At 72.5% G+C, this 11,728-nt stretch carries 17 protein-coding genes; 8 read left to right on the top strand and 9 right to left on the bottom strand.

Annotated features, from left to right (window positions below):
* Positions 1-6: 6 nt before the first annotated feature.
* Positions 7-417: a hypothetical protein gene (locus tag GKQ77_RS18250; protein ID WP_219689876.1), complete on the bottom strand. Its 411-nt coding sequence runs from the start codon at positions 415-417 to the stop codon at positions 7-9.
* 223 nt (positions 418-640) lie between these two features.
* Here GKQ77_RS18250 and GKQ77_RS18245 point away from each other — a divergent pair, with 223 nt between their 5' ends.
* The 4 genes from GKQ77_RS18245 to GKQ77_RS18230 all read left to right on the top strand — a co-directional run bounded on the left by GKQ77_RS18245 (position 641) and on the right by GKQ77_RS18230 (position 3,781).
* Complete coding sequence (locus GKQ77_RS18245; RefSeq protein WP_372459915.1) at positions 641-1,219, top strand: VanZ family protein; 579 nt, start codon at positions 641-643, stop codon at positions 1,217-1,219.
* A gap of 129 nt (positions 1,220-1,348) precedes the next feature.
* Entirely contained in the window at positions 1,349-1,981 is a 633-nt protein-coding gene (locus GKQ77_RS18240) for a hypothetical protein (RefSeq protein ID WP_219689874.1), read from the top strand.
* A gap of 114 nt (positions 1,982-2,095) precedes the next feature.
* The gene (locus tag GKQ77_RS18235) at positions 2,096-3,100 is read left to right on the top strand and encodes an ElyC/SanA/YdcF family protein (protein ID WP_219689872.1); all 1,005 of its coding nucleotides are present in this window, start codon (positions 2,096-2,098) and stop codon (positions 3,098-3,100) included.
* Between the two features lie 147 nt (positions 3,101-3,247).
* Positions 3,248-3,781, top strand: coding sequence for a hypothetical protein (locus tag GKQ77_RS18230; protein ID WP_219689871.1), 534 nt, complete (start codon positions 3,248-3,250; stop codon positions 3,779-3,781).
* A gap of 71 nt (positions 3,782-3,852) precedes the next feature.
* On the opposite strand, the gene GKQ77_RS18225 is transcribed toward GKQ77_RS18230, so the two are convergent.
* The 6 genes from GKQ77_RS18225 to GKQ77_RS18200 all read right to left on the bottom strand — a co-directional run bounded on the left by GKQ77_RS18225 (position 3,853) and on the right by GKQ77_RS18200 (position 7,378).
* Positions 3,853-4,419 carry a type 1 glutamine amidotransferase domain-containing protein gene (locus GKQ77_RS18225; protein ID WP_219689870.1) on the bottom strand — a complete coding sequence of 189 codons (567 nt, stop codon included), beginning with the start codon at positions 4,417-4,419 and terminating at the stop codon, positions 3,853-3,855.
* Positions 4,420-4,486: 67 nt separating this feature from the next.
* Positions 4,487-4,753, bottom strand: a complete 267-nt coding sequence (locus GKQ77_RS18220) for a GlsB/YeaQ/YmgE family stress response membrane protein (protein WP_219689869.1) — start codon at positions 4,751-4,753, stop codon at positions 4,487-4,489.
* A gap of 181 nt (positions 4,754-4,934) precedes the next feature.
* Positions 4,935-5,540 carry a hypothetical protein gene (locus GKQ77_RS18215; RefSeq protein WP_258021508.1) on the bottom strand — a complete coding sequence of 202 codons (606 nt, stop codon included), beginning with the start codon at positions 5,538-5,540 and terminating at the stop codon, positions 4,935-4,937.
* Between the two features lie 169 nt (positions 5,541-5,709).
* Positions 5,710-6,069: an Asp23/Gls24 family envelope stress response protein gene (locus tag GKQ77_RS18210; protein WP_219689868.1), complete on the bottom strand. Its 360-nt coding sequence runs from the start codon at positions 6,067-6,069 to the stop codon at positions 5,710-5,712.
* A complete protein-coding gene (locus GKQ77_RS18205; RefSeq protein ID WP_258021507.1) occupies positions 6,066-6,812 on the bottom strand; it encodes an Asp23/Gls24 family envelope stress response protein in 747 nt (248 codons plus the stop codon). The genes GKQ77_RS18210 and GKQ77_RS18205 overlap by 4 nt, the downstream gene beginning before the upstream one ends.
* A complete protein-coding gene (locus GKQ77_RS18200; RefSeq protein ID WP_308117702.1) occupies positions 6,803-7,378 on the bottom strand; it encodes an RNA polymerase sigma factor in 576 nt (191 codons plus the stop codon). Before GKQ77_RS18200 ends, GKQ77_RS18205 begins: the two co-directional genes overlap by 10 nt.
* Positions 7,379-7,607: 229 nt before the next feature.
* Here GKQ77_RS18200 and GKQ77_RS18195 point away from each other — a divergent pair, with 229 nt between their 5' ends.
* The 4 genes from GKQ77_RS18195 to GKQ77_RS18180 all read left to right on the top strand — a co-directional run bounded on the left by GKQ77_RS18195 (position 7,608) and on the right by GKQ77_RS18180 (position 10,000).
* Complete coding sequence (locus tag GKQ77_RS18195) at positions 7,608-8,135, top strand: Asp23/Gls24 family envelope stress response protein (RefSeq protein ID WP_219689867.1); 528 nt, start codon at positions 7,608-7,610, stop codon at positions 8,133-8,135.
* A gap of 86 nt (positions 8,136-8,221) precedes the next feature.
* On the top strand, positions 8,222-8,443 hold the full coding sequence (locus GKQ77_RS18190; protein ID WP_219689866.1) for a hypothetical protein: 222 nt from the start codon (positions 8,222-8,224) through the stop codon (positions 8,441-8,443).
* The gene (locus GKQ77_RS33930) at positions 8,440-9,432 is read left to right on the top strand and encodes a DUF6286 domain-containing Asp23/Gls24 family envelope stress response protein (RefSeq protein ID WP_219689865.1); all 993 of its coding nucleotides are present in this window, start codon (positions 8,440-8,442) and stop codon (positions 9,430-9,432) included. Before GKQ77_RS18190 ends, GKQ77_RS33930 begins: the two co-directional genes overlap by 4 nt.
* On the top strand, positions 9,416-10,000 hold the full coding sequence (locus GKQ77_RS18180; RefSeq protein ID WP_219689863.1) for an alkaline shock response membrane anchor protein AmaP: 585 nt from the start codon (positions 9,416-9,418) through the stop codon (positions 9,998-10,000). The genes GKQ77_RS33930 and GKQ77_RS18180 overlap by 17 nt, the downstream gene beginning before the upstream one ends.
* Before the next feature lie 45 nt (positions 10,001-10,045).
* Here GKQ77_RS18180 and GKQ77_RS18175 read toward each other — a convergent pair whose 3' ends face one another.
* A complete protein-coding gene (locus GKQ77_RS18175) occupies positions 10,046-10,444 on the bottom strand; it encodes a nuclear transport factor 2 family protein (protein ID WP_219689860.1) in 399 nt (132 codons plus the stop codon).
* Entirely contained in the window at positions 10,426-11,658 is a 1,233-nt protein-coding gene (locus GKQ77_RS18170; protein ID WP_219689859.1) for a DegT/DnrJ/EryC1/StrS family aminotransferase, read from the bottom strand. The genes GKQ77_RS18175 and GKQ77_RS18170 overlap by 19 nt, the downstream gene beginning before the upstream one ends.
* Positions 11,659-11,728: the final 70 nt, after the last annotated feature.

The raw sequence follows: 11,728 nt of genomic DNA, 5'->3' as shown, positions 1-11,728 counted from the left end.
GGGGTGTCAGGCTGCCCCGTCGTACGGCGTGATACGTCGGTAGGCGGCGCGCGCGGAGAGCACACGGGCGGTCGCCGTGCCGATGAGGGCCGCCGCCAGCAAGCAGGCCATCCAGCCGGGGTCCCGGTGTCCGGCCCAGGAGATCTCGCCGGTGGGGTGGGCGGCGAAGACGTTGAGCAACGCCCAGCACAGCAGCGCCGTCCCCGGCGCCGCCGCGAACCGGCCCAGCATGCCGAGGACCGCGGCCAGCAGCGAAAGCGCGGCGAGGGCGAGGCCGGTGCGGTCGAGGGCGCCGAGCAGATCGAGCGTGCTCACCAGTACGAAGGCGCCCCAGGAGGCCGCCGTCCAGACGAAGGGTGTGGCCATGGGCTCGGGAACCGCTCTCGCGCCCTTGGCGACGTACCGCCACTCCACCACCGTCGGTCCCTCCCCACCGGGCGCCGGGCACGCCGCCATCGGCCCCGGGCCCCTCCACCGCCATCTTCCAGAGCAGATTGTCGCACCACTTTTCGAGGGCGAGGAGGCGCCTTGCGCACCGATGGGGCCGGCCGCCCGCGCTTGGGACGCGTGGCTGGGGAACCCGTCGGCGTTGGACACCGGCGCCACGGCGCGCGCCCAGCGGCCCCGCATGGAGGTAGTGATGGCACGAACAGACCGATACAAGGTGTGGCACGACGAAAGCGGAACAGAAGGGGAGAAAGGTGAGGTGGTGAACGAGCGCAGAGCGCCGCTGCCGCCGCTGGCACGGGCGTTCACCATGCTCGTCGCCTTCGCCGCGATGGTGGCCTTCGGTGTGGTGCTCGCCCGTCTGACCCTGGAGCCATCGGCGGCCTCCGAGGCTCTGACGCACAGCAATTTCAAGCCCGGTGCCTCCATTCGCGACTATCTCGCCCAGCCCGCCTTCCGCGACACCGTCAAGCAGATCGGCGGGAACATCCTTCTGGGAGTGCCGTTCGGGCTGCTGCTCCCGGTGCTCTTTCCGCGCGCTCGCGGCCTGGTGCGGGTCGCGGTGGTCACGGCGGTGACCATGGTGCTCGTCGAGCTGGCCCAGGGCGCCTTCGTGACGGGGCGGACCTTCGACATCGACGACGTGATCCTCAATACGACGGGCGCCCTCCTCGGCTACCTGCTGCTGGGGCGCCGGCTCGGGCGGGCCGTGCATCCCCGGCGGCGGCACTGGTGGCACCGCTTCACCCGGCGGGGCCCGGCGGGCGTCTGACCGGGCACTCGCGTCTGGAAAGGTGAATCACCCCGGCTAATGTCACCCAATGCGTTTATTCACCCCCCTGGTTGGTAACTCGCAGTAGCGACAGCCTCGCGTGAGGGATCCTCTGCGGAAGGCAGGCACATGTCCGTAAGCATGCTGGCCATCCTGGGCGCTGCGGTGGCGATCGTGACCGCGCTGCTGCTCGCCCGCCCGCTGAACCAGACGACCACCGACGACCTGCGGCGCCGCTTCGGCCCCGAGTTCGACCGCGTGGTGGCACGGCACCAGGGGGACGCGGAGGCCGCCGAGCGGGAGCTCAGCGAACGTCTCCGGCGCTTCGGCAGCCTCCGCGTCAAGGGCCTGACCACGGCGGCCCGCGAGCGGTATCACTCCGAATGGGCCCTGCTCCAGGCGCGGTTCATCGACGCGCCGGGGCAGACGGTCGCCCAGGCCAACGCCCTCCTGAACCGGCTGGCCGCCGAGCGCGGTTTCCCCGCCGAGTCGCGTGAGCGCCAGGCCGACGCCCTCTCCCTGCACTGCCCGCGCCATGCGCACGGCAGCAGGGTGCTGCACGAGGCGGCGCAGCGCGCGGCCGCGGGCGAGACGGACACCGAGGCCATGCGCCGCGCCATGCTCGCCGGGTACGAGCTGCTCCACGAACTGCTCCTGCCCCGCCCGCAGGACCGCAGGGCCGACGCGCTGGCCGGGCACCCCCGGCCCCACCGCCCCTTCGGGGTGCCGTCCCAGCGTTCCGCGCACTCCACTCGCCACTGACGCCGAAGGGCAGGGCCGCCGGGGATCCGACGGCTGCCGGAATCCGAGGGCTGCCGGAATCCGAGGGCAAGGGGCGCGTCGCCCGTGGTTCAGCGCCCCCCATACGCTGTGCGGATGTTGGTCTACGCCCCGGCGGCCCTGCTTTTCCTCGTCTTCTCCTGGCGCGCGCTGCGTGAACGCCGAAGATTCGGCAACGCCGTCCTCCTGGGGCTCGCCGTTCTCTGCGCACTGGTCGCCTGGATGTTCCGCCTGATCAGGTCGGGGTCGACGTCCGCCCTGTTCACGGCCTACTCCCTGCTCGCCGTATGCGCGTTGGGGATCCTCGTCCTGACGTACTTGCTCTTCGTCAACGGCCTGCGCATGGTGCGCAAGGAGGGCAGGAGCCCGGCCAATCTGCTCTCGCTGATGGCCGCGCTGAGCATCCTCGGGGTCATCGCCCTGCTGGTCACGGCCGCAGTGGTGCGCACCCCGCTGCTCGTCGGGATCGGCGCGGCCGCTCTCGGTCTCTCCTCCTACGTGTCCTTCCTCTTCCTGAGCTTCGTGTGTTACGCGTTCCTCTACGGGCGGTTGCAGGTGCGCCGCAAGGCGGACTTCGTGGTCGTCCTCGGCTCTGGGCTCATCGGCGGCTCCAAGGTGCCGCCGCTGCTTGCCGGTCGGCTCGACCGGGCGCGTGAGGTGCACTCGCGGCTCACCCGGCGCGGCGCCTCCCCCGTACTCATCACCTCCGGCGGGCAGGGGCCCGACGAGGAGCTGCCGGAATCCCATGCCATGGCCGACTACCTCATCGAGCGCGGCTTCCCCGCCGACCTGATCGAGCGCGAGGACCGCTCGACGTCGACCGAGGAGAACCTGCGGTTCAGCAAGGCCATCATGGAGACGGCCAAGCCCGGCTACCGCTGTGTCGTCGTCACGAACAACTACCACGCCTTCCGAGCCGCGCTCACCGCCCGGCAGGCCGGGGTCAGGGGCCAGGTGGTGGGCGCGCCCACGGCCGCGTACTTCTGGCCCAACGCCACGCTCCGCGAGTTCGTCGCCGTCCTCGTCGCCTACCGGCGAACCAACATCGCCATCGGCCTGCTGTTCGTCCTCGGCGGGGTGCTCGTCTGGGCGGCACGCTAGTCGGGGGTACGGCGCCACGGGGACGCGGCTACTCCGCGTGGCCGTGTCCGGCGCGCCGAGTGCGTCGGTTGCGCCTTGCATGAGGGGCAGCGCGGAGTCCTCAGGGACGGCATGCTCCCGGCCGCGCGAAGGAACGAGGTCTGCCCCATGCGCGTCCGTCCCACCGTCACCGCAGCCGCTCTCACCGTCGCGGCGTTCGCCATGATGGCGCCGCAGGCGTCGGCCGAGACCCAGGCTCCGACGGCGCCACAGACACAGGCAGGCACCCAGCCCTCGCTATCGATCACACCGAGCCCCGGCAAGCCGGGTCAGTCGGTGGTCGTCTCCGTCAGCGGCGGATGCACCGCCGCGTCGGCCACCGCCACTTCGGGCGCCTTCACCCAGAGCGTCCCGCTCTCCACCGGCTCGGCGGGCATCTACACGGGCACCGGCACCATCCGCCCCGACGCCCGGCCCGGCAGCCACACCGTGAACGTCGCCTGCCCGGGCGGCGCCACGTCCACGTACGCGATCACCGTGGCCGGAGCGGCGGCCACCCCGACCACGGCCCCCGACCGGGGCGTGCGCGCGGGGACCGGCGGGTCCCGGACCGCCGAGGCCGTCTACGTGGGGGCGGGCGGCGCCCTCGTGCTCATCGCGGGCGGGTACACCGTGTACCGGATGCGGCGCAGGCGGTCCTGACACACCAGCGGCCGGGAGGTGTCTCCCGGCCGCTGGTATTTGGTGCGCGCTCTCGCGCGCGGGGTGTCCGCTCAGGCCGCCGCTTCGAGGACCTTGTCGATCTCGCCGAGGAAGTCGTCGAGGTCGTCCGGGGTGCGGGAGGTGATGAGCTCCCAGCCGTTCGCACCGCAGTGCATGACGGGCTTGTCGACCCAGGTGCCCTTGGCGTTGCGGATGTCGGTGGCGACGGAGGCGTACGACGTGAGGGTCTTGCCCTCCAGCACGCCCGCCTCCACGAGCAGCCACGGTCCGTGGCAGATCGCGGCCACCTTGCGGCCGGACTCCGCGAAGGAGCGGACCGCCGCGACGGCGCTCTCCTCCAGGCGCAGGGTGTCGGCGTTCACCGTGCCGCCGGGCACCAGCAGCAGGTCGTAGGAGGAGGTGTCCGCCTCGGCCAGGGTGAGGTCGGGCTGGACGGTCTTGCCGGGGTCCTTGTCACCGACAAGGGTGCGGATCTCCTCCGCCGAGACGGCGGCCACGTCGACGTGCGCGCCGCGGGAGCGCAGGTGCTGCACCGGCACCATCAGCTCGTCCTGTTCGACTCCGTAGTTGGTCACGACCGTAAGTATGCGGCGGCCGTTCAGGGTGTTGTCAGCCATGACGTTGCCTTTCCTGGTGCTGTGCTGTGTCCTTCGGCGCTGTATCTCGGCGCTCTGTCCTTCGGCCTCAGCGGGCGGTGCGGCCGGACACCATTCGGTAGAGGAACAGGACGACCACCGATCCGATGACGGCGGCGATCCACGTCGACAGGTGGAAGAAGCCGTTGATCGACTCCACCCCGAAGATCAGTTTGCCGAGCCAGCCGCCGAGCAGTCCGCCCACGATGCCGAGCAGCATCGTGACGATGATCCCGCCCGGGTCCTTCCCCGGCGTCAGTGCCTTCGCGATCGCTCCCGCGATCAAGCCGACCAGAATCCAGGCGATGACGCCCACGGTGTTACCTGCCGTTCACTCTCGAAGTCGATCGGTCACTCCGGTACCCGCCTTCAGCATGACCACACGGCGGGGAGCCGCCAGACGAGTCCGGCGACCGGAGTAAAGATCGGGTGCCCCTGGCGCCTCGGCGCCATTCGGGACCAACGACTCCCGTGGGAAGGCACGAAGTCCTTTCGGCTCAGTACAGCTTATTCACCGCCTTGGCCGTCGTGGCCTTGAAGTCGGCGGCCTGGGCGTCGCCGAAGTCGCCCATCTGGCCCCACTGCACGAGCGTCACCGTCCTGCCGTCGCGGCCCACCGAGAACATGTTGATGTCGGAGGCCCCCCACGAGGCGGCGGTGTGCACGCCGTAGACGTGGGCGCCCTCCTCGGCGTTCACCTTGCCGTAGTACTTCTGCTCCGCGGTGATGTCGGGGTACTGCTTCATCACCGCCTCCGCGCACCCGTCGAGCTTCTTGCGCAGCAGCGCCGCGAACTCCTTGGCCCGCCGCTCGTCGCGCTCGACCACCGTCACCTGCAGCGCGCCCGTGTCCAGGTCGGTGCGGTACGCGCGGTGCACGGACGTCGACGGCAGCGCCTCGCCGACACACATCGGCAGCGGGTCCGGCTGGCCCGGCGTCACAGGACCGGCGTACCAGTCCGACGACGCGTGGGGCGGCAGCTCGGAAGGGGTCAGGAAGCGGGGGGTGGCGGCCGCGGAGGCCGGCACCGTTCCCGCGGCGACCCCGGACGCGGCCAGTACTGCGGCCGCGGCGAACATTGCCTTGTTGACGCGCACACTCATCCTCATTGTCTCCCCCACATGTTTCGGTCGGTCGCTCTGCCGCGGGCGGAACGGTCCGCCCTTGGATCCCACGCCCCGTACGACCCGCGGCACCCCGCGTCCGTTGCCCTCCCGCACGTCACAGCTCCGTCTCCCATGTCACCGAACGGCAACACCCCAGCTCCCCGCCTCACACCAGTCCGGTGACCGTCACGGACACCCGGGGATCCCGCACGCCCGCCACCGTCCGCACGGCGTCGGCGACCGCCGCGCGCACCTCGCGGGTGACGTCCACGGCGCGGTGGCCGCGGTGCAGGACGACGTACACCTCGACGTGCCACCGCTCGGCGCCCTCACCCCGTGTCACCCGTACGCCCGAGGAGCGGGGCGGCCTTCCGAGGCGGTCACCCGTCGGGCGTACGCGCGCCAAGGCCCTTGAGGCGCGCAGGAGTTGGGCGACGCCGGGCCGCAGGAAGGCGACCCCGGGCGTGCCGAGCACCGCCCTTGCGACCGCGTCGGTCAGATCACCGGAAGCGAGTTGTTCCGTCACGGTCGCCGCCCCTCCACGTCGTCGCCAGTGGTGTCGGTCATCTCGGTGGCATCGGTGATATCGGTGATCGTCACGTCAACGGCCGTGACCCGCATGCCCAGTTCGGCGTCGACCGCCTCCAGGACGCGGTGGCGTACCTGCTCCGCCAACTCCTGGAGGTGCCAGGTGAGGGGCGCCTCCACTTCGAGGCGGATACCGACGGGCCCCCGTCGCAGGCGTCCGGCCGGGGCAGCGGTGCCGGTGTCCGTCTCGGTGCCGGTGTCGGTGTTCTGGGAGCGGACCTCGATGCGGCAGCTGCCCGCCCGCACCCCGGGCAGGGTCTCCGCCGCCGCGCGGACCGTTCTGGCGGCGGCCGCCTCCACGATCCACGCGTCCTCTTCCTCCTCGCCCAGCGGCAGCGTCCGGCCGGGCCGCAGTTCGAGTCGCACCACGTCCATGACGCGGCCGACGAGCGCGGAGGCGTCGGTCTCCTGCTCCCGGGGTTCCGTCGCGCGGGCGGCGGAGACGACGTCCTCCAGATGGCGCAGGGTGTTCAGCGCCTCGGTGCAGTGCGGGCACGCGGCGGCGTGGGGGTCGGCCTCGCCGCTCTCCCAGCGCTCCCATACACTCCACAACTCCCGTCCGCAGGGCAGCGGTTCGCGCTCCGCGAGGCTGTCCGCAGGGTTGCCGCCGGTGGCCGCCGCGCGCTCCTCGCCGGGTCCGGTCTCCTGGTTGCCCGGTCCGGTCTCCTTGTTCACCGCCATGCGGCCATCGCCTCCGTGAGATAGCGCCGCGCCCGGAAGACGCGGCCGCGCACCGCCTCCGGACTGATCCCGACCGACTCGGCGATGGATTCGTAGGACAGGCCGTTGAGTTCGCGCAGTACCCAGCACACCCGTTGTTCCGGTGACAGTCCCGCCATCGCCCTGGTCAGGTCCGCCACCGCCGCGTGCCCCTCGGCCACCCGGGCGGGCGAGGCCTCGTGCTCCGGCGCCTGGGGCTCGGGCACGCCCTCGAGATCCACCGCGGGTCTGCGTGCGCGCAGCACGTTCAGGCACCGGTTGGTGACGATCCGGTGTATCCAGGTGCCGAACCGCGCGTCCCTGCGGAACTCCGGCAGCTTGCGCCACGCGCTCACGAAGGAGTCCTGCACGGCGTCCTCGGCCTCCGTCCGGCTTCCCAGCAGCCGCGTCGCCAGCCGCAGCAGTCCCGGGGCGTGGCGTCGCACCAGCTCCTCGAAGGCCTCCTCGTCGCCTTCCCCGGCGCGCACCGCCAGCAATCCGTCGTCGCGCCCCGCGGACTCGTCCGCCGGGCGCCGCTCCCCGGGCACACGCGGCTCCTCTCATCCAGGTCGTGCTCGTACGACACACGGAAAGCCGCCCGCGTTACGCGGCGAGGGCACGTTACCTCCCGGAAGGAGCAGTTCATCCGAGGCGCGTAACGAAATCCCCGGCCGCCGTGTCAGACAAGCGAGGAGCCGGGCACCCGGTCCGGTAGCGCATGTACGGGCCGAAGGGCCACAGGGCTCCACACGACATTCGATCCGAGGAGACGCCGGCATGGCGAATCAGGACATCCACTCGAACGCGACCACGTCCGGTGGCATCGACACCGGCTCCACCGGCTCCACCGGCACGATCAGCAAGAGCCCGGGTACCACCACCGTGACGGGCGGCACCGGCCCCGGCGAGCCGGCCGCCACCCGTGGGAAGACCTCCATCGCCGACGTCGTGGTCGTGAAGATCGCCGGAATGGCGGCACGGGAGATCCCCGGCGTCTTCGACATGGGAGGCGGCCTCTCGCGCACCATCGGCGCGGTCCGCGACCGTGTCCCGGGCGGGCGTCCCAACGTCGGACGCGGCGTGAAGGTCGAGGTCGGCGAGCGGCAGACCGCGATCGACCTGGACATCGTCGTCGAGTACGGCGTGCCGATCACGGACGTCGCCCATGACGTGCGCGAGAACGTCATCGCGGCCGTGGAGCGCATCACGGGCCTGGAGGTCGTCGAGGTGAATGTCGCGGTCAACGACGTACGGCTGCCCGACGACGACACGGCGGACTCGGCCGGCGAGACGCGGGTGGAGTAGCGCTTCCCGCTCAGGGGTGGCGCGGCCACCGGGCACGACCAGGACGTTTCCGTGGTGTCAGTGGTGCGAGTGGGGTGAGGTGAGTGGTGAGCACAGCTCTGGTTGGCATGATCGCCGGGATGGCCCTGGGGTTCGCCGGGTGGTTCGGCGGTTTCGGTGCCTTCCTTCTGGTCGCCGCGCTGGGTGCGGTCGGCTTCGTCGTCGGGCGCCTCGTGGACGACGGCACGGACATACGGGACTTCCTCGGCGGTCGTGACTCCGCCGGTGGCCGTGGCGCGCGCGGCGGCCGTGACCGGGGGCCGCTGTGAGCACGCCCCCGGCGGACCGCGGGTCCACGACCGTGGCCGAGCGCGCGGTGCGCCGGATCGCCGAACGCGCGGCCACGGAGGCGCTGGCCCCCGGTGAGGTCCGGGTCCACCGGGGCTCGGCCGCCGTACGCGGTCGCCGGGCCCGGGTGGGTGTCGCCGTGACGCTCCCCTACCCCGCCGTTCTCGACGAGGCGGGCGAACGGGTGCGGTCGCACGTCGCCGACCGCACGGCCGGGCTCACCGGTCTCGCCGTGCCCTCGGCCCGGGTCCGGGTTCGCGAGCTGCGGGTGCGGGAGCGGGCCGAGGGCACGGGCACGCTTGCGCCGAAGGAGGCTTCGCAGGAGGTGCCGGGTGGTGGCCGGGCGCGGCGGCCGTGGTCCCAGCGCCGGTTGCCTGTAGCGGTGTTGGCGTTCGTCGGCGCCGCGCTCTGCGGCCTGTTCCTGTACGACGTGGTCTCCGTGCACGCGGCCGGACGCTCCCCCGCGCGGTGGCGGACCCGGCTGATGGAGTGGCTGGCCACGCACGGCCCGGACAGCGGCGCCTGGCCGGGCGCAGCGATCGCGGCGGCCGTGTTCCTCCTCGGTGTGGTGCTGCTGGTGGTGGCCGTCACGCCGGGGCGGCGGCGCCTTCTCCCCGTGGCGGGGCCGGACGCGGGCATCCACGCGGTGATCGACCGGAGTTCCGTGGCGTCCCTGCTGCGGGATGCCGTGGCGGAGGTGCCCGGCGTCACCCGGGTGCGGGTCCGTGTCGGGCGCCGTCGGGCGCGGGTGCGCGCCGGGCTGGGGTTCGGCTCGCCGGCGACCGCGCGCCGGGCGGTGGCCGACACCGCGCGGGAGACCTTGGCCGCCTGCGGTCTCGCGAGGCCCCTGCGGCTGAAGGTGCGGGTGCGGACCGAGCCCGCATGGCGTGCTCCCGCCCCTTCGGCGGCCAAGTCGACGCCTGTTGCTGCCGGTTCGATGCCGAGGAGCGCCGATGAGCCGACTCCGTAACGGCACCAACCGCGTGGCCCTGCTGGGGGCGGCGGCGGTGCTGCTGGCCTCGGGGGCCGCGCTGGCCTCCGTGACCGGGCCCGTCCGCGACCGGCTGCCCTCGAACTGGCCCCGGCTCCCCGCCGACCGAACGTGGCTCGACGGGGAGGCCCTGGGGCGGTGGCGGGACGAGGGCTGGTGGACCCCCCTTGTGATCACCGCGCTCTGTGTCGGCGTACTGCTCCTCCTGTGCTGGGGCGGGGCGCAGCTGCGCGCGGGGCGCCTGCGTGAACTGCCGCTCGGGCAGCCGGACGTGACCCTGTCGGGTGCGGCGCTGGCCGCGGCGATGGCGGAACGGGCCGGGGCCGTCGACGGGGTGACCCGCGCGCACGTGACCCTCCTGGGCCGCCCCCGGCGACTACGGGCGCGCATCACGCTCGTCCTGTCCCCCGAAAGCCGCCCGGAGGCCGTGCTGCACGACCTGGCACGGCAGGCGATCGCCGAGGCGAGAGCGGCGGCGGCGCCTCGCGCCCTGGAGGCGGACGTACGCCTGACGGTCCAGCGCCACAAGCTCCGCCGCCTGCGCTGACGCGGCCTAAGTACGCGGCCGCCGCGGTCCGCCCGGCCGCGCCCGTCAGGGGTGGTCGTACCAGGCGAACGAGACGATCCGCCAGCCGTCATCGGCGCGGACGAACTGGATGCTCTTCGTGCCCGCTCCCTCGAAGGGTTCGCCGTCCAAGATGCCCGACTTGCGGTACTCGCCGAAACGGGAGGCGACGTCACCGGCGATCGAGGTGTGCTCGGAGGTCTCCCACTCGGAGAACTCGACGAGCCGGCCCTCCGAAAGGAGCCGCTCGCGGGGCTCGATGAACTCCTCCACGGTGTAGACCGTCAGCTTCTCGCCCGTGCTGGCGATCACGCCGCCCGGGACCATCAGGCGGCGGATGCGGGCGACATCGGCGGTCTTGCCGCCCCGGTTGTCGAAAGCGCCGAAGAACTCGGCGGTCAGCGCGTCTATCTCACTCTTGGACATGGCGCGACGGTAGCAGCGGCGGTGTCGGCCGTCGGAGGGTTCGCGGGCCTCGCGCGTTCTTCCCGCAGGGCGTTGATGATCACGCGGGCGATGAGCGGGTCGGCCGGGAGCGTGTGCGCGGCGAACCAGCGGGCGGCCCGCGGGTCGGGGGACGGCTCGACGAACTCCGCGCCCGCGTAGTCGTCGAGCGGCGGGTCGTACACGTATCCGCACACCACGCCGTGGTCCACGAGGCGGTCCAGGAGGGCGTCGCGGTTCTCGACCAGGAGCGGGGCCCTGAAGAGGGGCAGCGGGCCTTCGTGGCCCGTACGCTCGCGCAGCGCGGGGCCCGCCCAGGCGGTGCTCGACAGCAGGGAGACTCCGGCGGCGCGCCGGGCGAGGTTCCCGTCTAGCCGGTCCATTCTCAGCTTCAACTGGCCACGGACAAGAGCCCCGTGGCGCGATCGGTAACCGTGGAGGTCCAGCCGCACCCATGGCTCGTACGCGGTCAGGCTCGGCGCTCGGAACGCGCGGTCCGCGAGGCGTCGCGGGTGCAGGTCCATGCGGAACGCGTCGCCGCGCTCCAGTACTCCCAGGCGCTGCATTGTCCGCCACACGGGGCGGACCAGGTGCAGGGCGCGTACGCCCGAACGCGCCAGGGGCCGCAGCGTGGTGGCCAGGTCCTCGTGGAGGCGGCGCGGCACCAGGAGTTCGTCGCGCAGTTCCTCCAACTCCCGGCGGGTGCGGGCGCCGTCGACCGCGAGGAATCCGCCGGCCATGCCCGCCACGTGTTTGGACAGGCTGAACGCCGCCGCCTCGCCGAAGGTGCCGATCGGCCTGCCCGCGACGCGTGTCCCGATGGCGTGGGCCGCGTCCTCGAACAGGGGGATGCCCAACTCGTCGCAGCGGCGGCGCAGTTCGACGACGCGGTCCGGTATGCCGTACAGGTTGGTGGTCAGTACGGCGTCCACGTTCCGCCAGGTCGACTCCGGTACGGCTGCGGGGTCGATGTTGCCGTCCCGGACGGACACGGGGGCCTGCACCGGGCGCAGGCCCGCCGCGAGGACCACGAAGAGGATCACGTCGTCGTTGACCGGTGACATCAGTACGCGTGCGCCCGGCCTGCACCAGCGCCGCAGGGCCAGGTAGAGGGCCAGGCGCGCCGAGGGGGTGTAGAGGCATTCGCGTCCGAGTCGCCGTGTCATCTCCGCGGCGAGCCGTGATCCGTAGGGCATCGGCACCTTATTCTGTCCGGCTTGTGGGAGAGGCGGTTCGGGGTGGCTCGGGAACCGGCCGGGGGTGGTC

The organism is Streptomyces anatolicus (assembly GCF_019400875.1).
GTDB classification, from domain to species: Bacteria; Actinomycetota; Actinomycetes; order Streptomycetales; family Streptomycetaceae; genus Streptomyces; species Streptomyces anatolicus.
Note: the sequence above shows the minus strand (reverse complement) of the source record. Positions and strands in the feature narration are given on the sequence as shown.

Bases quoted from the DNA above. Each gene is read 5' to 3' on its own strand.
- GKQ77_RS18215 (WP_258021508.1), bottom strand. From the start codon at position 5,540: ATGAGTGTGCGCGTCAACAAGGCAATGTTCGCCGCGGCCGCAGTACTG.
- GKQ77_RS18230 (WP_219689871.1), top strand. From the start codon at position 3,248: ATGCGCGTCCGTCCCACCGTCACCGCAGCCGCTCTCACCGTCGCGGCG.
- GKQ77_RS18205 (WP_258021507.1), bottom strand. From the start codon at position 6,812: ATGGCGGTGAACAAGGAGACCGGACCGGGCAACCAGGAGACCGGACCC.
- GKQ77_RS18180 (WP_219689863.1), top strand. From the start codon at position 9,416: ATGAGCCGACTCCGTAACGGCACCAACCGCGTGGCCCTGCTGGGGGCG.
- GKQ77_RS18170 (WP_219689859.1), bottom strand. From the start codon at position 11,658: ATGCCCTACGGATCACGGCTCGCCGCGGAGATGACACGGCGACTCGGA.
- GKQ77_RS18175 (WP_219689860.1), bottom strand. From the start codon at position 10,444: ATGTCCAAGAGTGAGATAGACGCGCTGACCGCCGAGTTCTTCGGCGCT.
- GKQ77_RS18240 (WP_219689874.1), top strand. From the start codon at position 1,349: ATGTCCGTAAGCATGCTGGCCATCCTGGGCGCTGCGGTGGCGATCGTG.
- GKQ77_RS18225 (WP_219689870.1), bottom strand. From the start codon at position 4,419: ATGGCTGACAACACCCTGAACGGCCGCCGCATACTTACGGTCGTGACC.
- GKQ77_RS18235 (WP_219689872.1), top strand. From the start codon at position 2,096: ATGTTGGTCTACGCCCCGGCGGCCCTGCTTTTCCTCGTCTTCTCCTGG.
- GKQ77_RS18195 (WP_219689867.1), top strand. From the start codon at position 7,608: ATGGCGAATCAGGACATCCACTCGAACGCGACCACGTCCGGTGGCATC.
- GKQ77_RS18245 (WP_372459915.1), top strand. From the start codon at position 641: ATGGCACGAACAGACCGATACAAGGTGTGGCACGACGAAAGCGGAACA.